This window comes from Proteiniphilum propionicum, from assembly GCF_022267555.1.
Taxonomy (GTDB): domain Bacteria; phylum Bacteroidota; class Bacteroidia; order Bacteroidales; family Dysgonomonadaceae; genus Proteiniphilum; species Proteiniphilum propionicum.
The window spans coordinates 3,656,943-3,679,932 of sequence record NZ_CP073586.1 but is presented as its reverse complement, the minus strand read 5'-3'; the positions used below and the strand labels follow the sequence as shown (position 1 = coordinate 3,679,932).

Genomic DNA, 22,990 nt, shown 5'->3' with positions numbered 1-22,990 from the left:
AATGATTATTGTTTCCTAAATTGTTCTGTCTCTTGCAGTTTTTTTGCAACTCGGAATAACAGAGTGGAAGTAATGTCAATCGGAATAGTCACTTGAACGGTTAATTTGGATAATTCATTTTTTAACTCACTTTCATCATCCGAAAATAATTTACATAAATCCATTTTATAGAGTTGAGCCAAAGATAAAAGATACCTTAATTTTATCTCTTCGGGATTGTTCTCCAATCTGGAAATGGTTGCTATCGAAACATTCAAGATATCAGCGATATACTGCTGAGAATATCCTTTCTCCTGCCGTAATAATCTAAGTCTTTCTGCAATCTTTTTCATACTCATAAAATTAGTTTGCATTATGCGAATGATTCTGCAACTTCATGAAAACTATTTTCATAAAGTGAAAATTTGAGCGCATAATGTCTTTGTTATTTAATTAGTTAAATCTTTTATTAAGCATAAAAACTAACTAAATAACAATTAAGTACGGCAAATCTAAGTGCAAGGTGCAAGCTTTTTATATAAAGACTTGCACCTTGCACTTATGATGTAGCAGAAATGTTTTTACTGAGTTTGTTATCAATTTATTTGGAGAGGGTTCAAAAATATACTATATTTGTACTCATGAATTGATATGTTAAGGTAGTCAAGTGGTATTCAGAAGATATTCAAAGAATTGCTACAAAAATGCTACAACTGATAATCTAAAATAGCGCAAATCTTTTATTAGTATATAGTTTGGACAGATGGTTCACAATCCGTCCATACCGCAGAGAGCCTACGACAAGAGGCGCCAAAAGAAAGACAAGCCCTTCATATTCAGTGAATATGAGGGGCTTTTTTCGTTTATCATGTCTTGGTCTAAAGCCAAGAAAAAGACGAAAAAAGACAAAGCAGCTAACCTAAACTGTACCCCCTTTCCGAAAAAACGCAAGGGGGTACAGTAATTCGAAGCGAAGGGGGTACAGTTTGGTCAAAATTGGCAGCGTATTGTCCTGATTTGGCATAGTGCATAAAATTCATTTTTAGATAGTTATCGGTAATTTTGTAACATTAAAAAATGAGTTTATGAAAAGTACATTTCGCATTCTTTTCTATGTAAAGAAAGACAAAAAAAGAGCAGACGGCACTTATCCTATCATGTGCCGTATTACCATCGACGGAGAACCAAGCCGTTTTAACACAAAAGTAAATGTCAATCCCAATATCTGGGACGCAAAAGCCGGTATCGCTATCGGCAAATCTAATGAAGCTGTTGAAGTCAATGCCTTATTGAATACTATAAAAACAAGTATTCATAATGTGTATCATGAGTTACAGACAAAGGAAAACAATGTAAATGCCGAAAGAGTTAAGAATCTCTTTCTCGGCATTGAAGTAAAACATCAGACTGTACTCGAACTTTTTCAACGCCATAATGATGATATTGCCAAATTAGTTGGTATAAGCAAATCCAAAGAAACACTCCAAAAATATGTAGTAGCCTATAAACGAATGGCTGACTTTATAAAGGAGTATTATAATGTATCAGACATTTCTTTAAAAGAGGTGAATCATATGTTCCTGCACAACTTTGAAATTTACCTGATGACTTCCTGTAACTGTAAAGAGAATACTACCGCAAAATTTCTGCAACGTTTCCGTACAATTATCATCATGGCAAAAAATAATGGTTGGATACACATTGATCCGTTTGCCAATTTTAAGATACGCTTCAAGAAGACAGATCGTGGCTACTTGACACAGCAAGAAATTGATATAATTATGCGAAAGAAATTTGCTTCCGAACGCCTTGAACGAGTACGGGATATATTTATTTTCAGTTGCTTCACGGGGCTTGCCTACATAGATGTAAAGAACTTACGCAACTCTAACATCCGAACTTCTTTTGATGATGGATTATGGATTATGGGTAAACGGGAGAAAACTGGTGTTAATTACAACGTCCCTTTGCTTGATGTTCCAAAGCAAATTATAGATAAGTATTCTGGAAAGTTACCGGATGATAAAGTTCTTCCGGTTATGAGCAATCAAAAGATGAATGAATACTTGAAGGAAATCGGAACAGTGTGCGGTATTGATAAAAATTTGAGCTATCACCTTGCAAGACATACATTTGCAACCCTTACCTTGACCAAAGGGGTATCTATCGAAAGCGTATCAAAGATGTTAGGGCATACCAATATCAAAACTACCCAAATTTACGCAAGAATCACAGATGTCAAGGTCAGCAATGACATGGCTTCATTTGCTGAAAAACTGGAAGAGAAAAAGATTAAATCTAAATCTAACTTGGATAAACATTTTGAGTGTCTTTCTTTGGGTGAGAAAATGGCATTATTCAATCTTCCAATTACTCTATCAAATGATCCTGAAAGAGTGAAACGCATATCTATGATGTGGCACAGTCTTTCAGAGGAAGAAAAATCTTCTCTTTGGGCGAATACATTTGAGAAAGAAGAAGCATTTTCATTCAAACCGATGATGAAAGTACAAAAAATAGCTGTAAATCAATAAATCACAATATCATGGAACTACAAATCATACAAAGTAAGATTTATGAAATCAGAGGGATGCGTGTCCTTTTGGATTTTGATTTAGCAGAAATGTATCAAGTAGAAACAAAAAATCTGAAACGTGCTGTAAGGCGTAATATAGAACGCTTCCCGGAGGATTTTATGTTTGAACTAACTGATAGTGAGAACGAAGACTTGAGGTGCAATTTTGGCACCTCAAGTTGGGGAGGTAGTCGATATCCCCCATTCGCATTCACCGAACAAGGGGTTGCCCAACTTTCGAGTGTACTCAACAGCCCTTTAGCGATTCAAGTAAATATATCAATAATAAGGGCTTTCGTTGCTTTACGCCAATATGCACTTGGTTACGCTGAATTAAATCGTAAATTGGAGGATTTTATGATCGAAACCAATATGCAGTTCAGCGATATTTATCAGGCTCTTACGGAACTTGCTTCACAAAGGGAGCAGGAAAATAAGCCCCGAAAACGTATCGGTTTTAATGTTCAACAAGATGAAAAGTAGAATAATTATGGAATACGGATATATCAAAATTAAAGAAAACGATGAAAATCAGCTAATTGTTGAAGCAAAACTCGTAAATTGCACCCTGTGGATGACAAAGCACGAGATAGCTGGTTTGTTTAATGTATTTGTCAGTTCGATTGGTAATAATCTGCGGTCTATATTCAAATCGGGCTTATTGCGGGAAGAAAACGTAACCCGAATACACAAATACGAGCATAACGGTCGTCAATGTGAAATGACTTTATACAATCTGGAAGCATTGATTTTTGTCAGTTATCGAGTAGCTTCCTTTGAAGCGCAAGCGTTCAGGGAATGGGTTATGAAAGCATTAACCGAATACACCCGGACAAAACCGAAAAAAGAAGCAGATGTTTTGATTGTGTACAACCTATCATCAAAACTCCCTGCAATAACATTAAATTAATTCAAACTCTTATAAACAGAAATATAGTCATGAAAAATGTAATCTATTTATTAATTGCGGTTTTAATGGTTTCCTGCGGTGGTTCTAATTCGTCAAAGAGCAACTATGAAAAAACCATTACCGACCACTTACTGAAAGGTAGTGACACAAAAGAAAATCTCAACTTCAAAATTGTTGAGTTAAACGAACAGGGTAATGTTACCGTTGCCGACAGTATTACTTATCTTACTGATGAATTTAGGAAAGATAAGCAACTTATCATTGACCGTGTTTCACTTGCCAAGAAAATGAGTGAGGAACTATTGGCAAAAACCAAAAAGCAGAGCGATATTGACAAGTATAATGCTGATATTGCTGTGATGAACGCCCGTATAGATTCGCTTAAAAACCTTGTGCCGGATAATCTGCGGGGATACGAAAGCAGAAATGCGAATGATGTGCTTGCGATTATTGTCAGATGCAAGTATTCCGTTCAACTATCGGGAACTCCTAAAGAAGAAACTTTCGATTTCTACCTATCTCCTGATGGAAGTAAATGTTACGGAAAGAAAGGTATTTAAGAAAACCATATAAAACAGAAAGCCTATTTCGTTGTGAGGTAGCCTCTTTTTAAACATGCATAGAGATGTATGTATATAACTGTCATATTGTAAGATTATTAGGTTGATTTAATGGCTCCGTAAATAAAATAGAATTTAGTTCAATTTAGGCCATTATAAACAATAGGTAAGAAATATCCTATTATTATGTAGGGGTTCATGTAGGTCGAATTAAGACTAATTAATGGGCAATTAAACAACTAAGAATAATATGTATAGTATTAATTTTAAAGGAAAGCAAGATTCAAAAGACAAGAATTATGTGAAAATCGAAATGATTTTCTTTAAGACTGGTTACGCAAGGGTACCCAAAGTATTAACTATTACGGGCTTGTATAAAGACTGGAATCAGGAAACACAAAGTTTCTCATCCGAACCAGTGAAGCAGTCGAAAAAAACAAAAAACTCATCGACTTGAAAGCGAAATATCTTAAAGTTGCTGAGGATTGGGAGTCTGAAGGTCAAAACTGGTTTCCCGTTCAATGGGCTCATCATTTTGATGTGGAGCAAATTGAGAAGGAAAAAAAACAGGTTAAAATTCAGACAATAGATAAATGTATGGATGCTATCATCGAAATGATGAAAAAACGGAAACGATTCAAAAACGGAAGAGTTGTAACCAGTAAGGTAAACGCTATGCATTATCACTATCTCAGATATACCCTGAGAGATTTTACAAAAGATGTTTATAACAGGAGTTTTTCGACGTACTACTTTAAGGATATAAATGAGCAGTTCTTAAAAGATTATGTATTATATCTACGTGAACGGGGTGCGAAAAAGGGTAATCAGGGAGCTGTTAGTACAAGGCTAAGAAAATTTTATGGGGTTTTCTATTATGCTTCAGTAATGGGGCAGCCAAATGCAGATAAAAAACTATTTGAATGTGTCAGTCTTGATATGAAAAAGAAAGACACCAAACCTCAGACAATATCCTATGAATACATAAAGAGAATAGAAAAACTCGACAAAAACCAATTTACGAAAAAAGAGCAATTCCATATTGATGCTTTTCTTTTCAGTTTTTATGCTGGTGGAATGGCCAGTATCGATGTTTCCTATTTGACTTGGGATTGTATTATAGACGACAAGATCAACTATTAAAGGATTAAATTCCCTAAGAAAGGTCTGGTTCCTCTCAACACAGCAGCAAGGGAGATAATTGAAAAATATAGAGATCAATGTTATGGAAATTATGTCCTGCCAATTTTTAACCATAAACAAAAAACCGAAGATCAGGAAAGAGGACGTGCTAAGCGTTTTCGGGAGAAAGTAAACAAGACCTTGAAAAAGGTTGGAAAATTGATTGATTGTGAAAAGGAATTCACCTGGTATGCAGCCCGAGGTACATTTATAACTAAAATGATTGATGATTATGTTCATCCTATTGCTGTAGCAAAAATTGCCGGTAACAGTCCAAAAACGATCTACAAGTACTATTGGGAACAAACTGATAATGAAGGGATAATGAGAAAGATGAACCAGTTAAAACCAGCGTAAGAAAAAGAAATGCCTCCTTAGCGAGGCATTTTTTTTGCTCCTATCTTTACATACCAACGGGATAATTCCTTATCCGAAGAAGGAGCACGAAATATCTGTTATGAAATAAAACGAACTACAGTTGAAAATATGCCTGAGAGGACTGAGAATTAGTCGGATTTATGAAAAATAGAACATAAGACATAAATGACATCTATTGCATCTTATATAATCTTGTCTTATATCCAATATTGCTATATCTTTGTACTCGTTAGCACAATGATAAGAAAAGATGCGAGTGCCTTTTTGCGGTATATTACTGATTTTTGCCTCACTGTTGTTGAGTGCGTGTAACTCACACTCCGAGTCCCTTTCGTTACTTCGGGAAGCTGGGCGTATAATTGAAATCAATCCCGATAGTGCGTTGTTGCTTCTTGATGCAATTGCTGATCCCGGAGAGTTGTCTGAAGCAGATCATATGGAATACCGGTTAAGAATAGTGCAGGCACGCTATAAGAACTTCATTCCCATTTCCGGGGACACAGCAATATTTAAAGCCCGTGATTATTTCATCCAAAAAGCAGGGAATAATTGGGAGCTTAGCTTTCTGAGTTATTTTTACTGCGGTTGTGTCTATCGTGAAAATCAACAATATGATCTTGCGCTCAATGAATATAAACAGGCTTTGGCTGTAGCACAACAGCACAACGATGAAGCACAACAGGCATTCGTGCTTTATAACATAGGTGATCTCTACTTCGGGTCTGCTGAATAATAGATATTTATTCTGAAAATCAGCAAATTAAACGATATAAAATTTGCATAACTGCAAGAAATTGAGTATTTTTACTTCATAAACCTTGCATTTTATGATACGATACAAGAGCTCCAGACAGCTTTCAATATCCGAGTTCAAGATGCCTTTTGAGGCAAAACTGGATGAGAATAATCGGTGGGTTGTTCTTTCAAAAATAGTTCCCTGGGAAGAGTTCGCCCGGCTTTACTACAAGAACTTCAAGAGCAACCGTGGTGCCCCCACCAAGGATGCCAGGCTTGTGCTGGGAGTGATCATCATCAAGCACATCATGAAGACGGACGATCGCGGTGTGATAGAGATGATCCAGGAGAATCCCTACATGCGTGCGTCACGAGGATGCAGCTACATATTGAGTGGCTAAAATATGAAAGCTGTGTTCGTAACTGTCAAAGAGATGGGAGTAGGCCTCCCGCAACCGGCATACAGGTGTAGGTTGCAAATCGCCGAATGCCGCTTCTGAGGCAAGACAGGGGTGGTGAGCGATTCGGAAAAATCAGCACAAGCTGGAAGATGAGTATATAAGAGCTGAATGAGAATGAATCATCGAAGAAGCATCGTTAGGGTTAATAAAGTCATATCAAAACCAGTGGCTGTTATGTACTGCTGGGACAAGAATGGGGGAAACCTGTTTACCGCCCATTTGGTATGCGGTGTATAGATGACAGGAATTATATGCAGGCTCTTTGGCGGAACGTGAGAACCAGGTTGCAAATGATAAGAGAAAAAGCCATAAGCGAATAACGTAAGGCTGAAAGTATCGATGTTGTAACCTGGGGCGGATCATCCCGTAGTAATGAAGAAGGTTCTGTAATGGGACTGGAGTGAAGGGGATGACGTATTTAAGCAAATTGGATTGAACAACTTAAAACTAAGGAGGAATCGATGCAAGGAGCAAAACCTTATGACATAGACAAAAAGGTCGTGTATAATGCATTCATGAAGGTGAAGTCCAACGGTGGCGGTGCGGGCATAGACGGGGTATCGATTGAGAAGTATGAGGGAAACCTTAAATCCAATCTTTACAAGCTCTGGAACCGAATGAGCTCAGGCAGCTATTTCCCCAAGCCGGTAAAGCTTGTGGAGATTCCCAAAACAAATGGGGGGAAAAGGCCATTAGGCATCCCAACGATTGAAGACAGGGTAGCTCAAATGACAGCTGTACTTCTGATGCTGCCGAAAATTGAACCTCACTTTCATGATGATTCCTACGGATACAGACCCAATCGTTCTGCCCATGATGCCATAGCCAAGGCTCAGGAGCGTTGTTGGAAGTATGCGTGGGTACTTGATATGGACATCAGCAAGTTCTTCGACACAATCGACCATAGGTTGCTTATGAAAGCGGTAGGTAAGCATATCAACGAAAAGTGGATACTACTATACATTGAACGCTGGATAAAGGTTTCTTATGAGAAAGTGGATGGAGAACGCACTGTTCGGAACCAAGGTGTGCCACAAGGATCGGTTATAGGCCCAGTTTTGGCAAACCTTTTTCTACATTACGGTTTTGACAAATGGATGACTATCAAACACCCGTCAATACTGTTTGAGCGTTATGCTGATGATACCATTTGCCATTGTAGAACAGAAGAAGAAGCTAGGAAACTCCTGGAATCCGTCAGAGCCAGATTGAGAGAATGTAAGCTGGAACTCAATGAAGAGAAAACAAAAATAGTCTACTGCAAAACCAGTAGGAGGAAAATAAACTATCCAAATGTTATGTTTGACTTTTTGGGTTTTACCTTTAGACCTCGACGGGCCATTGACAAGAGGCATGGAGAGTCTTTTACAAGCTTTCTTCCAGCTATCAGTAAGAAGTCAGCTCAGGAAGTGAGAGATAAAATCAAAGCATGGGATTTATATCGTTTTCAACAATTTAAATTGCCTGTTATTGCTAAGATGAAAAATCCTATCATTGCTGGCTGGGTAAACTATTATGGAAAGTTTGGAAGGACTGAGTTTCTGAAGGTCATGAACTATCTTAACAAGACAATTGCCCGTTGGGCGAAGAAAAAGTTCAAAGGACTAAAAGTTGGCAAAGGTAGGTCAATTTACTGGCTTGCTGATGTGGCTCAGAAAAACAGAACCCTCTTCTATCATTGGAAACAAGGATTTATACCGTATCAAAGATCATGTCAATAGTTTTGAATACGAAGAGCCGTGTGATGGGAGACTGTCAAGCACGGTTCCGTGAGAGGCTGGATGTGCAATTCCTCCGGCCTACTCGACAGTATTTTCTTGGACTCGAAGCTTTCACTTATGAACAGGTAATGACGCCCTCGCTGCTGGTTTCCATCAGGAAACGCATTGATCTGGATGTCTTTGAATCATTGACAGACGATTTAATAAGAAAAGGGTTGAAGCTGAAAGCCGGGACAAAACAAGAAAAGGCTGACACGGTTACGAAGGATGAAGAAGAGGATAATGATGACGACCCTGATCCACATCCCGGGAACAAGGGGAAGCTTCAATTGGATGCAACGGTCTGTGATGCGGATATCAAGTATCCCACCGATCTGGATCTGCTGAACGAGAGTCGTCAAAAAGCAGAGGAACTGATTGATGAACTGTGTTTGAAGCTGGGAGTTCAGGATAAACCCCGCACCTACAGGAGGGTTGCACGCAAGGATTTTTTGAATGTGTCGAAAATGAAGAGAAAACCTGCCAACGTTTTAAGACAAGCGATACGCAAGCAAATCAACTACCTGAAGCGGGATGTACGGACTATCAATGAGATGCTGGACACCATAAAGGATGAACCGGTTCCTTTTGACAGGCGGCAACTGAAATATTTTTTTGTTATCCAGCATCTGCTGGAACAACAGGAGACAATGTACAAGAAGAAGAGCCATCAAGTAGAAGATCGCATCGTGAGCATTCATCAGCCGCATGTACGTCCCATCGTGCGTGGCAAGGCCAAGGCCAAGACGGAGTTTGGCGCCAAGATCAACATCAGCCTGCTGGATGGATATGCCAGGGTGGATCATTTCCACTGGGATGCCTTTAACGAGGGGCAGGATCTTCAGGCACAGGTCGAACGCTTTAGGGAACTGACAGGGAAATACCCGGAGCTGGTTCAGGTGGATAAGATTTATCTCACCCGGGAGAACAGGCGGTTTTTGAAAGAGAAAAGAATCCGCTACACCGGGGAACCACTGGGACGAAAACCGGTAAAAGAGATCAAGAGCAGATACCAAAAACGTAAAGAGCGACGAGAGGCGGCGGAACGCAATCAGGTTGAAGGAAAGTTTGGTCAGGGGAAACGTGGATATGGTTTAAATGATATCCGCGCCAGATTGGCCACGACATCAAACAGTTGGATAGGGGCTATCATTTTTGTGATGAACCTGATCAGGTACATGAGGGATATTCCCCTTCCTTATTTTGTCTCGTTTCTATCGAAACTGATGAAAGTGAGAAATATAAACATTTATCCAGTCAAGCCACAAATGAAATTGTGTGCCTGATTGGGAATTAGTAAGCAGACCCTAATTAATAGAAGATTCCGAAGCACTTTCCGCTCCTTCAATCTCTCCAGACTTCAAAGATCACTGTGCATTGACTACTATCAAAGGATTTTACCCTTATTGATTTATGATAGCATATTAATGTTTAACGGCAACAAATTAAAAGGTTATGTAAGCTTATAATTATTCACATGGATAGAATTTCCTTGTTTTATTGGAATCTATTTGTTGAATAAATTTATAATCATATTTATATTAATCTTCAATTTGCCGAAAAACCAATATCATTTCTATTTTTCTGTCTTTCATTTTCTTTTCATCATATTCAAATTTTAGGTTTGATAATTTTATTGTCTGTACATTATCTTCACAGTATTTCAAGGTTTTCACCAAGTCCACATAACTACCCGATAATATCAAGTTTGCGTTATACAACTTGTGTTCACCTTCACTATCCAGCAATTGGGGTTCATACTGTTTTATCGAGACATTGTTTTCCTTGCATACTTGATTGATAATTTCAACTAACCGGCCATTGCTGATAAGGTTTTCATTATGTAACGGCGACGGTGTTGACATCGGTTTGCCCGACGCGGCGTGTTCCAGTTGCTCTTCCAGAGTCTGGATGTGTTTGTAATCTTTATGCAATTGAATAGTTTTGGAAAATGTACTTTTTCCAAGTATGATGGGCATAAGTATGACCAATGCCGCTACCTTGATTATTCCGATATAGTACTTCATAGTATTATATGTATTTCAAAATCATACGACCCGGCATCCTTCAAATTATTGATGGTAATGATGTCAACCTTGTTGAACAATTTATCTTCCTGCAGATACTGGGCAAACAGTAGAACCGTACCGGCGATCTCCGATTTCCCCTTGATAATAATCACATTGTTGGTGTCACTTCCGGTCTTTCCTTTCGCAGTAGGTGTTTTTTCAGGGAAAAATACCATCGACGACAAACGGACATCCTTTGGCATATAGGACGCAATCCGATCTGAAAACAATGCCAATGGATACGACTGGATTTTATTATACTCCCCAAACAACCGGTTGGCTTTTTCACTGTTTTCCGTTTCCTGTTTATTTTTCTGAAGCCGGGTATTGTAAGCCGTTTCACTGATGTCATACTTTTCCTTCATATTGGAAAAGACCACATAATTGACAAAAAGGAGCACGAAGAAAAAGAGCAATACCGGCAGTTTGATTTTATCGAAGAGGCTGTCAAAGAGAAACGCCCTGAATTCTTTGGATTTCCTTATAAGGTCAAAATCTACTTTCTTTTCATAGAACTCCTGCAGTGCAATATGAATATCGATATCCTTTTGCCCGGAAACTGTTATGTCGGCAATATAAAGGTTTTTCCCTTCTATCCCGGCAAATATATTTTCGAGTGATGTCTTACGTATGAAATCTATTCTTCCATTATCATTATCTTCATGTATCGTCCATAAGAGATTATCATTTTCAGTTATCTTTGAGATGGCATCGTTACCGGAAGCGCCATATTCCTTTGAGCCTACATCACTTCCCGTAATGAGCAATACGGCAATCCCACTCTTTTTCTTCGGCCAATCTTCTTTATCATTGCCAATTTCCTGTAAAACAATCCCGGAATTCTTCAACGAATATCTGGCCGTGCTTATCCCGATTGAAGTAACGCCATTGCTTGCATCAACCTCAAAGACTGTAATTTCACTCAATATGGGAGGAAGTAGGTTCATGCTATTGAATGATTACGGGTCTGATAAAAACGTTCAGTTTCTCCGATGACTTGACCTTGGTCGTGTTCCCAAAAAGCAGCCGTAAAACCGGGACCCGTGCAAGGAAAGGCAATCCCCGGGTTGAGGTGTCGGTCAGGTTCTTTTCGATTCCCCCTAACAATACCATTTCCTGGTCCTTTACTTTAATAATGGAATTAAAACCTCTCTTGGTCATGCCGGGAGGAGCGTCTTCATCACTACTCTCGCGTACGGTAAATTCCGCCTGGTCCAAATTGATTTCAAGGGTGATTACACTGTCAAGGCTGACATAAGGCGTAATCTCCAACACAAAATTGGCTTCCACGTTTTTCCACAAATATGACTCCGACTGGAGCGGGTTTTGTGTCCCTATGATATTGACCTGGCTTTCCTTGTAATATTTGACCTCCCCGCTTTTCAACACGGCTTTATGCCCGTTCAATGTCGATAACCGGGGAGTTGACCTCAAAATAATCTTTCCCGCATCTTCCAGGAATTTCAGATCGGCATAGAAGTTAGGGGTAACCCTTCCCAGGTTAATCGATCCAAAACCGTTGAACGAGTTAATGATCCTGTTTACGGAAGCCGCGCTCATCGAGAAGTCGACGCCCGGACTTATCGTTCCCCTTCCAACCGACGGTTCATTTCCTACTCCCATGGACAGACCGATGGATTGTGACGTCTTGTCGGTGGCATCCACGATAATGACATCAAAGGTTATCAGTGGGACGCTCCTGTCTATTTCATTCAGGAAATTCATGATCCTGATCACCGACCGCTGGTCGCCGTTGATCACCAGGCTGTTCAAATCCGGGAAAGTGATGATTTCCACATTTGTTTTCAGCTCCGCGGGTATGTATTCGGATACCTTGTCTACTGTACGGTACTTCATCGGGAAAACCTGTACGGTTGACAAGCGTTCCCCTTCGGTATGGCTTCCTATTATATAGACACCGTTATCAATCCGCCATGTGATGTTTGTACCTGTAAAGAGAACGTTCAGGAAGGTACGCAAGTCTACTTCTTCCACATTGATATTGGTGGCATGTTCAAACTGGTTGGATAAGAAATAATTCACACCCAGCCGGTGAAAAACATTCGGGATAATATCACGTACATTCCCGGCAGTAATCTTTGCCGTGATCAACCCTAAACTGTCTACCATAATTTCATCAAAACTGAAGATATTACCGGCCGGCTCTGCCCCTTCCCCTTCAATTTTGTATACTGACCATGATCTGTCCGATTGTCTTGCATATTGCAAGCCATTCACTGCCGCGATAGTCCGGACCGCTTCATCCATTCCCATGTTCATGCCATAGGCCGAAACACGTTGTCCATAGAGTGACTGGGGTATAATGATATTGCTTCCTGTGGCTTCCATGAACTTCTTGGTAACCTGTTCCAATTTGCTGTCGGAAAAGTCAAAAGTCGCCTGTTCCCTTAACGGATCATATGCGAGATGGACAGGAGGATCTATTTCCGGTTCGTTATATGGGATTACGGAGAGTATGTTATCCATGACTTCTATATCCAGGCTTTTCTCCTTACAGATGAAAAAGAGGATGTCTGTCACCGGGACCTGTTGGAGATTACAATTAATGAGTTTGTCCGGTCCAAAAGCTACATTGATATTCAGGTTTTGTGCTTTGGCCAAACTCCTGATCAGTTCCGAAACCGGAAAATTTGTAACAGAGACATCCACCTTTTCAGCGTATCGGCTATCGGCATACGACAAGCGTTGCAACTTACTTCTAAGTTGTACCAGCCGGGAGTCTTCCGGGGACTGGGCCGGCAGGTTTACCGAAAAACCTATCAGTAGAATGAAAAATGTAATATATCTCTTCATACCCTTATGTTGTTCGTTTCAAATTGTGTATCTATGCTTGTCTGTTTATACCGCTTCACTGATGACAGGTAAAATTTCTTCCAGTGAGGTTTCACCATTGCCGAATAGTTCCAGGGCTGAATCCTTCAGTGTTTTGATATCATGCCGCTGCAAATATTCGTCAATATCAGTTTCACTTTTTCTTATCAATTGTGACAGATGCTTGTCGATCAGGATAACTTCATAAATTGCCTTCCTCCCCAAATAGCCCGTGTAATAACATTTCCCGCATCCCGTTTTTTCATAATAGATGTTGTTGGAATCCAGCTTATACCCGGCGGTAAAAGATGCGTCGGGATGGAACGTTTTTTTACAGTGGGGGCATAACAGGCGTATCAACCTTTGAGCCACGCATGCAATCAGTGTTTCGGAGATCAGGTAGGGATGTACTCCCATATCTATCAATCGGGTTATGCTTCCCCATGCGCTATTGGTGTGGATAGTGGATAATAATAGATGCCCTGTTAAGGAGCTGCGGATTGCCATTTGCGCCGTATCCTGGTCACGGATCTCTCCCAGCATAATGATATCGGGATCCTGGCGGAGAAACGTACGTAGGGCGCTTCCAAAAGTCAAGCCTATCTCCTCTTTCAATTGCATCTGGTTTATCCCCGGCAGTGTGTACTCCACGGGGTCTTCAATGGTGAGGATATTGTTATCCTGCCGGTTCAATATACCCAAGGTGGCATATAATGTGGTACTTTTTCCCGATCCGGTAGGTCCGCTTATCAGAATAAGCCCGTTAGGTTGCATGATCGCCTTATAATAGTCTGAATATTGTTTATCACTGAATCCCAAACGGGTCAACGAAAGCAGGCCCTGGTCTTTCGATAGCAACCTGAGTACGATCTTTTCGCCGTAAATGGTGGGCATCACCGAAACACGCACATCGAACTTGAGGTTGTTCCTTTCAAACAATATCCTTCCGTCCTGTGGTAACCTTTTTTCTGATATATCCAGATTGGCCAGTATCTTGATCCGGTTTACCAGTGCCGGATAATCTGTCTTGTTGATGATATACCGTTCGATCAGTTTCCCGTCTATCCTGAAACGGACACGGCATTTTTTCTCGTACGGTTCAAAATGGATATCGCTCGACTTTAATGTATCGGCTTCCTCTATCAGCTTTCCCACGAAGTCCGAATTGCCTATGTTCAGCGATTGGGCATTGGATGAGAAGGTACGGTCCTGGCGGTAATAAGAGTTCAGTGCTTTTTCCAGGTCCTGCACGTCAACCGGGACGATTGCAATATTCAAATCATAGATGATGGCAATTTCCTGTATGATCTTTTCATAATCCATATTCTCTTCCCCATAGCATTTCAATATGTTATCCTCCTTCATTTCAAAAGGGATAATCCGGTAATTCGTTGCCTCCTTGCTGGAGAATAACTGGATCAGTTCGGTGGGAATATGGGAGTTTATCATAAATATTATCTTAACTGTTGATAGATAAGCAGGACGCAAAGGCACACACCTACACCGGAAATTAACGGGATGTTGGTATTTCGTTTGCGGACAAGGGTATGGATACCCCACATTGACAAGGTAGCTGCAAAAGAGACCAGCATGAAAACCAAGAATAGTCGGGGTGTAAAGAGGGGAGTCAGAAACAGGATGAACAGGATATCCCCTTTTCCCATGATGGATTGCCCTGACCTGTATTTCAACAGGAAATAGATATATACGCACGATCCGATTAACATCGATAAAAATATATTTGTTGCAATGTCCATGGAGGTTGCGTGTAATCCTTTTTCCATCAGGCTGGTTATAAGCACTATTGCTCCAAACAGCAGCAATTGCCATAAAACAACGGTCCTGCTTCTGTAATCTGACAGGATCATCAGTGCCAATGGTACCAGGATCAACAGTTGCATATTCAGTCCCTTTCTGTTTCCCGTAGTTGTTTGTCCTGGTCTATTTCCCAGGTGTTGTATTTCCCGTCCCTGTCAAAATCGACTACGGCGATTGCCTGCGCCTTATATCTATTTTCGTCGGCTTCAACAATTTCAATCCTGTAATTGGCGGTACCATCCTCAGTTATCAGGGGCTGTTGTTCAAAACCCAGTTCATCAAGGGAAGATGAGTACCTGGAATGTGTAAAGAAATAACTCTGCTGCAGTGAATGCAGGAAGACCAGTTGTTGCTGTGCCTCCACACTCTTTGCTTTCGAGATAAGGGGCATCAGGTTGGGCAGGGCTATTAATACCAGAATGCCGATAATCACCAGAACCACCAACAGTTCAGGCAATGAAAATGCGTTTAGTTTTCTGGAGCCGAAACGCGGGTTGATTAGATTTTTCATAGGATATGAATTAATTCGTTATTATAATTTTCAACAAGCACATGGAATTCGGACTCACCTGTTATCACAAATACAGGATAAACATAAGGCAATTATCATTACTCTATATATGTTTTCTATGAAAAAGCACTTTTGACGGTAAAATACTTTTTTTCATGATGATATATTCTTTATACTATAATATATGGTTGTATATCAATAATAAATATATTAAAAGTATAAGCCGCTTTATCAAAGATGCTCAATGAATGTGTTAGGATTGTAACCTTCCCTATTTGTAGGACAGTTCCGAGTTAGACAAAATTATTAACTTTGTTTGGCATAGGAAATAAAATGAAAAAAAAAGTACACAGTGAGTCAGAGAAGGTAAAGGCAGTCCATCAACTTGAAAGTGGGGTGGATGCCGCAGTTGTAGCTCGTGACTACAATATATCCAGGGCTACCCTTTATAATTGGAAGTCCAAGTATAGTGGAATGGAGATCAGTCAGGTTAAACGTCTCAAAGAGCTTGAAGATGAGAACCGCACGTTGAAACAGATGTATGCTGACCTTGCACTTGACAACAAGATACTGAAGGAGGTCATCGAAAAAAAACTCTAGAGCCCGAGGTAAAGAAGGAATTGGCAGGAGATATAGTGGAAGAATATGGTGTAAGCATCTCTCGGGCGTGCAAGCTGATGGACATCCATCGCTCCTACTTCTATTATACTGACAAGAAAGATGACACTGAAGTTGAAGACGCAATCCGTGCTGCCGCCAACTTCGGTGATGGCTTCTGGAAGATTTATTCAAGGCTGAGACGTGAGGGTAAGACATGGGACCACAAGAAGGTTTACAGGGTTTACAAGGCAATGCACTATGAGAAGCGAAGCCGTTTGAAGAAACGTCTGCCTGCAAGGGTGAAGAATCCTCTGGTTATGCCTAAAGAGCCCAATGTTACCTGGTCCATTGACTTTGTCAGTGACAGGATTGAGTGCGGAAGACAATTCCGTGTTCTTAATATCATAGATGATGCCTGCAAGATTGCCGTGACACAGGAGATATCGATGTCCATGCCGGCAAAGCGTGTCATCAAAGTTCTGGAAAAGGTCATATGGCTTAATGGCAAACCAAAGAACATACGCTGCGACAATGGTCCTGAGTTTATCGCCCAGGTGTTCAAAGATTGGTGTAAAGGCAATGAGATAAACATTATGTATACTCAGCCTGGTAAACCCACCCAGAACGGCTACATTGAACGCTTCAACGGAAGCTACAGAAGGGCTGTACTTGACAGATACATTTTCCGAAACTTGTCTGAAGTCAGGGAACTGACAGAAGCCTGGCGGAATGACTACAACGAAGAACGGCCCCATGAGGCGTTGGACAACATGACACCCTTTGAGTATAGGGAAGAACTGATAAAACGAAAGGAAGCAGTATGACAGATGTTTTGACAAGCAAAGGTAACACTAGCCACTACAGCGGTCAAGGCCAAGACGAGTGCCCTGGCGGGCAGTCTTGCCCGCTGTATCGTCTAGTATTGGGAGTGGCTTATCAAAAATCTGTCCGACATCATAACATTGTATACATAAATAACTAATTTAGCAGTCTAATCAAAGACTGTCCTAAAAAGGGGTAGCTTACAGGATAGCAAATATAATATATAACTTTTATTAGGCAAAAAATAAATGTAATATTAACTATATTTGGAGTGAATATTATTGATAACGGAATAATCATTTACTGATATATCTAAATAATATTTCACAAGGATTTGTCTGAAAAGTGTGTAGAAGAATTATTCTACTCTCAGTCTTTTTAAAATCCCTCGGAAGTTTCTACTTCCGAGAGATTGTTTATTAGCAAAAGAACCGCAACATCTAAATATTTAATTGATGTAACTTTGCCCTTTGCGGGTATTGTGAATGATAAAAACCTTCAGTGTTTTTAAATTTTGTTACATAATCATTCAATTCATATTCTTCACTTTGCAGGATTCTATATACGAATATCTTGTCATCTTTGACGTATAAAACAGTATTGGGTAAATGTTGACAATGTAACATATATTTTGGCCTTTTTTTCAGAATGCTTTTGATCGCATTTTTTATTTTTTTTGAAAATTTTTTTGAAAAAGTCGGATAAACATCGCCATATATATCCAATCTATCTTCTGTGAAAAATACATAGTATGTCGGATTGAACTTTCTATCATGACAATAAATATTAAAATCGTATTCAAAGCCTTCTACCAATAAATAATTATCGGTATCTAGTTTAGTCATATCTATATCGACATTCAAGACAAACCTAATATTCTGATCTTTTATTCCATTTTTTATTATGTTATATTCCCTATTAATCTCCTCATCCATAGGTTCACCATAGGCATGTAGTGAAGACCGAATAATGGCATCTTTCAAATTATTTAGATACTTTAGTGAATCCAATTGATTATACTTCTCTTCAATTAATTGAAGATGCGATTGAGCTTTCATATATTGAAAAGTACATACAACTAATAAAAATGATATTACAAATTTTAATTTTTCCATGATTATTTATTAATATAGAGTTACTTCATTCCGCTAACTTCCCATGTTTTGAAATAATTAGTTTTTACAAGATCTGTGTATTTATAACTTCCTATTCTCAATTGAACTACTACCTTGTTTGAGTAATATTTTATAGAACGAATATTATCCGCATGAAATACAGTTCCATGTTTCATATGGACAGTAACCATTTTGCCAGAATCTTTTATAGATTGCATAGCACTAGAATTTTCAAGTTGTGCAGGATTGAATCTTTTTGCATAAAGATTATCATTTATCAAGTTGTCATATTCGCCTAATTTCATTGTAACACCCCGATCGTCAATATAGTTAGTCCGCTTTACGTATTCATCATATGATGTACTTCCTTCAAAATGTTTGTCAAGTTCAGCTAACGTTGTGGGTACGCAGTCATTCAATTTGGTGGACCCAGCTCTTGGGGTTTTGAAATCGACTACAGTATGTGGTTTCTCGGCATTGATAAATGACCATTGCCCTCTCCCGTGTTTAACATCATTCCCCCACCAGACATTCTTTCCCTGCTTGAGCGCTGCCTTTCCACCAGCAATACCTCCACCGATTGCACCGGTAACAGCACCATTTATGGCTCCGGAGATTGTACTTGATTTCCAGTTGTCGAAGAAATTATTCCCACTCATCAAATTATTTCCACCATTTAGGAGGAAACTGCTACCCGCACCCAGGACAGATCCGGATAATGCTCCGACTCCAGCTCCTGCTGCGACTCCAACTGCCTTGAAAGTAGCGGCGGCCCATGCTCCTCCAGCGGCAGACAGGGCTCCAACGCCAGCCCCAACGCCAAAGTATCCTAATCCTTTCCAGAAGTTTCCATCTATATTTTTCCAATTAGCAACCAAATTAATAGCCCCTCCTACAATAGCTCCGATAATCAGATGGATAAATTCCCCATCTTCATCTATGTACATCAGAGGATTGTTCAGGGCATAGCTGTACCGGTTGAAGTTCTGGGTGAAATCAGGCATTTGCACATACGGGTCAGGACTTAGAAAGCGTCCCAAAGCCGGATCGTATAACCTTGCATTCATATTCACCAGTCCAAACCAGGGCAGGTATTCATGGCCAGTATAACCCCGTCCAAGGAACAGTGCCGGCTCACTTCCCGGAGCGTATGCCACCTGCGTGGATGGATTCCTGAGCCGTCCCCAGGCATCGTAGCTCAATTCCTGTTTCAAAGAACCATCTGCATTGGCTATGTGGGTAACACTTCCCAGATAGTCCCTGCAAATATAGTAAATTTTCCAACTACCAGCTTCTTTTACATAAACGGCAGGTGCTGAATAGGCATCCCCCCCAAGGTACAACCTTTCGGTATTGGAAGGGGTATCCAGTTCGTACTGCCCCCCTATGTAGTATCGAGTCAATACCGGAGTGGTTCCATTGGCAACGTACATCTTAACCCTGTCTCCTGCCGCATTATATGTGAATGATGCGCTCAAACCGTTTTCGTCTATTCGTGATGGCCTTTGGAAAGAAGTATACGCTACGCTCTGGTTGCGCAACGGTACCGCTGTTCCTTCCGGACTGAGCATGGTTACCTGGTATGGCTTGGCGGAGTTGCCATAGATCATGGTGCCGACACCCTCTATCCGCGTTATGTTACCGTTTGCTGCATAGGTGATTGCCTTGCCGGAAGCGCTAGTCAAACGGTTCAGGTTGTCGTAGGAGAAATTTTCCGTCTTGCTGTGCTTGTTGTCAGTCCGGCTTAAAAGGTTGCCTTTCTGCACGTCGAAACTGTAGGTGAAGTTCTGGATGCTTCCTGCAGTCCTACCCGTAGGTATCCCGAAAGCGTTATACGAGTAGCTTCTACTTATGCTTCCTGATGTGGCCGCTGTGTGTTGACCCAATGCATTCTCGGCAGTAAGTTTCCATATGGTGGTTGAACCATTTAGCTTTATTTCCGTATTATGTCCATTAGCGTAAGCGAAATTTTCGGTTCCCAATGTTCCACTTTGTGCCGTATATTGAATCGAGGATATGTTGCCACCGCTATAGGTATATGTCTTTTGCATCCACTTGCTGTCGGGAACTGTTTCTTTCTCTGTTAATATCCTATCGTAAGCATCGTAAGTGTATGTTTTGGAAGTACCATTTGTCGAAGTCTCGCTTGCTAACAGTCCATCCGCATTATATACATATGTGATTGTAAATTCCCCCTGGCGCTGCAGGCTGGTAATCCGGTCGTATTTATCGAAAACTGATATATTGGTTCCTTTTGGATTGGTCTGGGTAAGCGTCAATACTCCGGCTGTGGCATATGAATAGGCGGTTGTCTGACGACCCGCACTTGGATCTACGAGCGCGGTCTGCCTTCCAAATACATCATACTCGAATGAAGTTACCGCTCCTCCCGGAGCTGTAATGGCAGAATGTTGGCCATCGGGACGTAGGGTATATGTAATAATACCTCCAGGATCTGAAGCGCTTACCATCGCCCCCGAGGCATCCATTGTCCTTGTGGAGGCAATCCCGTTCTTCGTTTCAGTTGTTCAAACAATTCTTTCAACGAATTGCAGCGGATACGTGTTATATCTAACGAAGGCAACCAAGCACAAATAATGCTATCGCCACTTTCAGGTACAAAGAAACGGGTTATTTGTTGTTCTTCCATCACCCGCCTTGTTTTATCCGCCTGATTGATTCGTTTTACGCACCAATTCACGCAAAAACTTTCGCCACACTGAATCACTAAAAACATCAAAGCCGGAAAGGCTTTCTGTACCATTGTAGCTACCGGCATCGCTTTAGCCGGATTCTTGATACTTGCTTCGGCAATGATGATTTGGTCGTAAGCCTGTTCATCATCCATGTATGCAGCCAATCCAATGGTGCGGGTCTGCAATAAACCTTTCATCGTGAGCTTTTCTATCTCTTCACGCAACAATCGTTTTTCCCCGGAAGACAAAGGCGCTTTCTCGGCAAAAAGTTTTTTGCTGATAGGCGTATTGATTAATGCCCCGGACGGTATGTTGAAGTACTCTATCATTATAGGTTGATTTTTCTTATCCTGTTGGTAAGCTCTTCCATCCTCTCGATAATTTTATCGAATGTTTTTTTGTCTTTATCATAAATGAAACTCTCTTTCATGTTTTCGTAATCTTTTCTCCAACTCCCCATCAAGTGGTCGGGAGGACAAATCCGGATCTGAGCAGGTTCGTGTGTTGTATAGTCAACATCCTTTATGCTGTTGAACTTTTGACGATGATTGACAACGGCTTTGTATAAGTCCGTATCTTGCAACGCTGATTGAGCGAAAGAGCTATCCATCATCTTTTCCAAATCGTATAAATGTCTTGACATCCTATCCGTGCGTGGATTTTCCTTTTGATACTCCTCGTGCAATAAGAATATTTTTTCCAAAAAGGTACGTTCCGGTAATACGGACTTAAAAAGTGACTTTATTTCGCTATCAATTTCAGGAAACCGGGAATGGATAAGTGTTGCAATTTCTCGATTTTCAAAAGGTTCGTCCAGAGACATGGCACTGAACTCAATCTTGACAACCGGAAGGAGATAATCTATTTTAGTCGGAAGAATACTTTGGTATTTTACTTCTACTAAAGTTATCATATCGCTACTGTTTTTTGTAACAAGCTCAACTTTATAACCTGTTATTCCTTCTGAAGAAAGTATACCATCTAACTCGGGGAGCAACTTCTCTTCTATGTGATGGAAAGCTTCTCGGCGAATTTTTGTTCGTTGCTGATTGGTTTCTTCAGGTAGATCGAAAAACGAACGACTTATAGTCAAATCTATATCTTCACTGAAGCGACTAATCAATCCCCACGCTTTACTGAGGGAAGTTCCGCCCTTGAATTGCAAAAAATCCGCCCACGAAGATTTTGACAATGCTACCAAAATGGCCGTTACCCACCAATCCTTTTCAATTGCCTGTTCTGCTGAAATTTTTCTGGCCACTGCTGTTTGTTGTAGCAAAACCATTTTTTCATCTTCGCTATAATTCAGCCAAATACTCATTCTGTTACTGTTTTTATGATTGGTAATAGCAATTCTTTCATCCATACCGGCGACAGGTATAAATCGTGCATCATTGTTGCTCGCTCTTCGGCATCACTCTCCGAAAGAAGCTTACTTATTTTGTCCTTTATTTCGTCCGTTACCTGATTTTCTCCAAGTTCTTTTAGTGCAATAATTATCAATGGCAGAAGCTTACCCTTGAATTGAAAGTTTTTCTGAACAACATTTTTGAAAATAATATTCCTTTCGCCAACTTGCACTTTTCGCTTAGCTCCGTTGGTAATATATACGGCGTTCATCGGTACTTGAGTAGAAAAGCCCAAAATATTTAAGGCAGTATCACCGGTTGGCATAATCTGAGCCCTGTCTCGTTCGGCTATTTTGTGGGCAATTTGGTCAATCGTAGGGTGCAAAACACCAAATTGCGTTTTTATGGGATTCATATAGATGCCGGTTGCCACACGAACAATGATGCCTTCATTTTGCAGACGGGATAACGTTCGGGTAACAAGGCTATCATTATTTAAATCTTCAAAATCACGCACAGTGAACAAGTCGCCTTTCTTAAAGCGAGTTACTCGATCTCTAACTTTTTGTGAAATATTCTCTTCCATCATTAAACCCCAATAATATTGTCCGAAATATTCGGTAGATTTCGGACAAAGA

The 22,990-nt window shown here is 40.3% G+C and carries 24 protein-coding genes and 1 pseudogene; 13 read left to right on the top strand and 12 right to left on the bottom strand.

The features are described 5' to 3' along the window. Window positions 1-5: 5 nt before the first annotated feature. Window positions 6-332: a helix-turn-helix domain-containing protein gene (locus KDN43_RS15320; protein WP_238867470.1), complete on the bottom strand. Its 327-nt coding sequence runs from the start codon at window positions 330-332 to the stop codon at window positions 6-8. 410 nt (window positions 333-742) lie between these two features. Here KDN43_RS15320 and KDN43_RS15315 point away from each other — a divergent pair, with 410 nt between their 5' ends. The 11 genes and pseudogenes from KDN43_RS15315 (at window position 743) to KDN43_RS15265 (ending at window position 9,826) form a co-directional block, all read left to right on the top strand. Further along, on the top strand, window positions 743-943 hold the full coding sequence (locus KDN43_RS15315) for a hypothetical protein (protein WP_238867469.1): 201 nt from the start codon (window positions 743-745) through the stop codon (window positions 941-943). A gap of 121 nt (window positions 944-1,064) precedes the next feature. Beyond that, a pseudogene (locus KDN43_RS15310) lies at window positions 1,065-2,255 on the top strand (site-specific integrase); the annotation flags it as partial. A gap of 269 nt (window positions 2,256-2,524) precedes the next feature. Next, window positions 2,525-3,037, top strand: coding sequence for an ORF6N domain-containing protein (locus KDN43_RS15305; RefSeq protein WP_238867467.1), 513 nt, complete (start codon window positions 2,525-2,527; stop codon window positions 3,035-3,037). A 7-nt stretch (window positions 3,038-3,044) separates the two neighbouring features. Continuing rightward, window positions 3,045-3,464 carry a hypothetical protein gene (locus tag KDN43_RS15300; RefSeq protein ID WP_238867466.1) on the top strand — a complete coding sequence of 140 codons (420 nt, stop codon included), beginning with the start codon at window positions 3,045-3,047 and terminating at the stop codon, window positions 3,462-3,464. A 29-nt stretch (window positions 3,465-3,493) separates the two neighbouring features. After that, window positions 3,494-4,024, top strand: coding sequence for a hypothetical protein (locus KDN43_RS15295; RefSeq protein WP_238867465.1), 531 nt, complete (start codon window positions 3,494-3,496; stop codon window positions 4,022-4,024). Window positions 4,025-4,477: 453 nt separating this feature from the next. Continuing rightward, window positions 4,478-5,167, top strand: coding sequence for a phage integrase SAM-like domain-containing protein (locus KDN43_RS15290; protein ID WP_238867464.1), 690 nt, complete (start codon window positions 4,478-4,480; stop codon window positions 5,165-5,167). A 198-nt stretch (window positions 5,168-5,365) separates the two neighbouring features. Continuing rightward, window positions 5,366-5,563, top strand: a complete 198-nt coding sequence (locus KDN43_RS15285) for a hypothetical protein (protein WP_238867463.1) — start codon at window positions 5,366-5,368, stop codon at window positions 5,561-5,563. 271 nt (window positions 5,564-5,834) lie between these two features. After that, window positions 5,835-6,317: a hypothetical protein gene (locus KDN43_RS15280; protein ID WP_238867462.1), complete on the top strand. Its 483-nt coding sequence runs from the start codon at window positions 5,835-5,837 to the stop codon at window positions 6,315-6,317. Between the two features lie 94 nt (window positions 6,318-6,411). After that, window positions 6,412-6,720 carry a hypothetical protein gene (locus KDN43_RS15275; RefSeq protein ID WP_238867461.1) on the top strand — a complete coding sequence of 103 codons (309 nt, stop codon included), beginning with the start codon at window positions 6,412-6,414 and terminating at the stop codon, window positions 6,718-6,720. Window positions 6,721-7,241: 521 nt separating this feature from the next. After that, complete coding sequence (ltrA, locus tag KDN43_RS15270) at window positions 7,242-8,501, top strand: group II intron reverse transcriptase/maturase (protein WP_238867460.1); 1,260 nt, start codon at window positions 7,242-7,244, stop codon at window positions 8,499-8,501. Next, window positions 8,492-9,826 carry an IS5 family transposase gene (locus KDN43_RS15265; protein WP_238867459.1) on the top strand — a complete coding sequence of 445 codons (1,335 nt, stop codon included), beginning with the start codon at window positions 8,492-8,494 and terminating at the stop codon, window positions 9,824-9,826. The genes ltrA and KDN43_RS15265 overlap by 10 nt, the downstream gene beginning before the upstream one ends. A gap of 255 nt (window positions 9,827-10,081) precedes the next feature. Here KDN43_RS15265 and KDN43_RS15260 read toward each other — a convergent pair whose 3' ends face one another. The 6 genes from KDN43_RS15260 to KDN43_RS15235 are packed head-to-tail and all read right to left on the bottom strand — an operon-like array spanning window position 10,082 to window position 15,770. Further along, complete coding sequence (locus KDN43_RS15260; RefSeq protein ID WP_238867458.1) at window positions 10,082-10,567, bottom strand: hypothetical protein; 486 nt, start codon at window positions 10,565-10,567, stop codon at window positions 10,082-10,084. Then, window positions 10,564-11,556: a hypothetical protein gene (locus tag KDN43_RS15255; protein WP_238867457.1), complete on the bottom strand. Its 993-nt coding sequence runs from the start codon at window positions 11,554-11,556 to the stop codon at window positions 10,564-10,566. Before KDN43_RS15255 ends, KDN43_RS15260 begins: the two co-directional genes overlap by 4 nt. Window position 11,557: 1 nt before the next feature. Next, window positions 11,558-13,423: a type II secretion system protein GspD gene (locus KDN43_RS15250; protein ID WP_238867456.1), complete on the bottom strand. Its 1,866-nt coding sequence runs from the start codon at window positions 13,421-13,423 to the stop codon at window positions 11,558-11,560. A 45-nt stretch (window positions 13,424-13,468) separates the two neighbouring features. Beyond that, on the bottom strand, window positions 13,469-14,890 hold the full coding sequence (locus tag KDN43_RS15245) for a GspE/PulE family protein (protein ID WP_238867455.1): 1,422 nt from the start codon (window positions 14,888-14,890) through the stop codon (window positions 13,469-13,471). 5 nt (window positions 14,891-14,895) lie between these two features. Then, complete coding sequence (locus KDN43_RS15240) at window positions 14,896-15,342, bottom strand: hypothetical protein (RefSeq protein WP_238867454.1); 447 nt, start codon at window positions 15,340-15,342, stop codon at window positions 14,896-14,898. Between the two features lie 2 nt (window positions 15,343-15,344). Beyond that, the gene (locus tag KDN43_RS15235; protein WP_238867453.1) at window positions 15,345-15,770 is read right to left on the bottom strand and encodes a type IV pilin protein; all 426 of its coding nucleotides are present in this window, start codon (window positions 15,768-15,770) and stop codon (window positions 15,345-15,347) included. 333 nt (window positions 15,771-16,103) lie between these two features. Between KDN43_RS15235 and KDN43_RS15230 the strand changes: the two genes are divergently transcribed. Together KDN43_RS15230 and KDN43_RS15225 are read left to right on the top strand one after the other, a co-directional pair. Next, entirely contained in the window at window positions 16,104-16,370 is a 267-nt protein-coding gene (locus tag KDN43_RS15230; RefSeq protein WP_238841705.1) for a transposase, read from the top strand. Between the two features lie 20 nt (window positions 16,371-16,390). After that, window positions 16,391-17,194, top strand: a complete 804-nt coding sequence (locus tag KDN43_RS15225) for an IS3 family transposase (RefSeq protein WP_238865935.1) — start codon at window positions 16,391-16,393, stop codon at window positions 17,192-17,194. A gap of 438 nt (window positions 17,195-17,632) precedes the next feature. Here the strand turns inward: KDN43_RS15225 and KDN43_RS15220 are convergent, their stop codons facing one another. The 5 genes from KDN43_RS15220 to KDN43_RS15200 are packed head-to-tail and all read right to left on the bottom strand — an operon-like array spanning window position 17,633 to window position 22,941. Further along, entirely contained in the window at window positions 17,633-18,307 is a 675-nt protein-coding gene (locus KDN43_RS15220; protein WP_238867452.1) for a hypothetical protein, read from the bottom strand. Window positions 18,308-18,327: 20 nt separating this feature from the next. Then, complete coding sequence (locus tag KDN43_RS15215; protein ID WP_238867451.1) at window positions 18,328-20,796, bottom strand: RHS repeat domain-containing protein; 2,469 nt, start codon at window positions 20,794-20,796, stop codon at window positions 18,328-18,330. Continuing rightward, the gene (locus tag KDN43_RS15210) at window positions 20,772-21,332 is read right to left on the bottom strand and encodes a DUF4391 domain-containing protein (protein ID WP_238867450.1); all 561 of its coding nucleotides are present in this window, start codon (window positions 21,330-21,332) and stop codon (window positions 20,772-20,774) included. The genes KDN43_RS15215 and KDN43_RS15210 overlap by 25 nt, the downstream gene beginning before the upstream one ends. After that, a complete protein-coding gene (locus KDN43_RS15205; RefSeq protein WP_238867449.1) occupies window positions 21,332-22,369 on the bottom strand; it encodes a nucleotidyl transferase AbiEii/AbiGii toxin family protein in 1,038 nt (345 codons plus the stop codon). Before KDN43_RS15205 ends, KDN43_RS15210 begins: the two co-directional genes overlap by 1 nt. Beyond that, window positions 22,321-22,941: a DUF6088 family protein gene (locus KDN43_RS15200; RefSeq protein WP_129593918.1), complete on the bottom strand. Its 621-nt coding sequence runs from the start codon at window positions 22,939-22,941 to the stop codon at window positions 22,321-22,323. Before KDN43_RS15200 ends, KDN43_RS15205 begins: the two co-directional genes overlap by 49 nt. Between the last annotated feature and the right edge of the window lie 49 nt (window positions 22,942-22,990).

Bases quoted from the DNA above. Each gene is read 5' to 3' on its own strand.
- KDN43_RS15320 (WP_238867470.1), bottom strand. From the start codon at position 332: ATGAAAAAGATTGCAGAAAGACTTAGATTATTACGGCAGGAGAAAGGA.
- KDN43_RS15315 (WP_238867469.1), top strand. From the start codon at position 743: ATGGTTCACAATCCGTCCATACCGCAGAGAGCCTACGACAAGAGGCGC.
- KDN43_RS15305 (WP_238867467.1), top strand. From the start codon at position 2,525: ATGGAACTACAAATCATACAAAGTAAGATTTATGAAATCAGAGGGATG.
- KDN43_RS15300 (WP_238867466.1), top strand. From the start codon at position 3,045: ATGGAATACGGATATATCAAAATTAAAGAAAACGATGAAAATCAGCTA.
- KDN43_RS15295 (WP_238867465.1), top strand. From the start codon at position 3,494: ATGAAAAATGTAATCTATTTATTAATTGCGGTTTTAATGGTTTCCTGC.
- KDN43_RS15280 (WP_238867462.1), top strand. From the start codon at position 5,835: ATGCGAGTGCCTTTTTGCGGTATATTACTGATTTTTGCCTCACTGTTG.
- KDN43_RS15275 (WP_238867461.1), top strand. From the start codon at position 6,412: ATGATACGATACAAGAGCTCCAGACAGCTTTCAATATCCGAGTTCAAG.
- ltrA (WP_238867460.1), top strand. From the start codon at position 7,242: ATGCAAGGAGCAAAACCTTATGACATAGACAAAAAGGTCGTGTATAAT.
- KDN43_RS15265 (WP_238867459.1), top strand. From the start codon at position 8,492: ATGTCAATAGTTTTGAATACGAAGAGCCGTGTGATGGGAGACTGTCAA.
- KDN43_RS15260 (WP_238867458.1), bottom strand. From the start codon at position 10,567: ATGAAGTACTATATCGGAATAATCAAGGTAGCGGCATTGGTCATACTT.
- KDN43_RS15255 (WP_238867457.1), bottom strand. From the start codon at position 11,556: ATGAACCTACTTCCTCCCATATTGAGTGAAATTACAGTCTTTGAGGTT.
- KDN43_RS15250 (WP_238867456.1), bottom strand. From the start codon at position 13,423: ATGAAGAGATATATTACATTTTTCATTCTACTGATAGGTTTTTCGGTA.
- KDN43_RS15245 (WP_238867455.1), bottom strand. From the start codon at position 14,890: ATGATAAACTCCCATATTCCCACCGAACTGATCCAGTTATTCTCCAGC.
- KDN43_RS15240 (WP_238867454.1), bottom strand. From the start codon at position 15,342: ATGCAACTGTTGATCCTGGTACCATTGGCACTGATGATCCTGTCAGAT.
- KDN43_RS15235 (WP_238867453.1), bottom strand. From the start codon at position 15,770: ATGAAAAATCTAATCAACCCGCGTTTCGGCTCCAGAAAACTAAACGCA.
- KDN43_RS15230 (WP_238841705.1), top strand. From the start codon at position 16,104: ATGAAAAAAAAAGTACACAGTGAGTCAGAGAAGGTAAAGGCAGTCCAT.
- KDN43_RS15220 (WP_238867452.1), bottom strand. From the start codon at position 18,307: ATGGAAAAATTAAAATTTGTAATATCATTTTTATTAGTTGTATGTACT.
- KDN43_RS15215 (WP_238867451.1), bottom strand. From the start codon at position 20,796: ATGGATGCCTCGGGGGCGATGGTAAGCGCTTCAGATCCTGGAGGTATT.
- KDN43_RS15210 (WP_238867450.1), bottom strand. From the start codon at position 21,332: ATGATAGAGTACTTCAACATACCGTCCGGGGCATTAATCAATACGCCT.
- KDN43_RS15205 (WP_238867449.1), bottom strand. From the start codon at position 22,369: ATGGATGAAAGAATTGCTATTACCAATCATAAAAACAGTAACAGAATG.
- KDN43_RS15200 (WP_129593918.1), bottom strand. From the start codon at position 22,941: ATGATGGAAGAGAATATTTCACAAAAAGTTAGAGATCGAGTAACTCGC.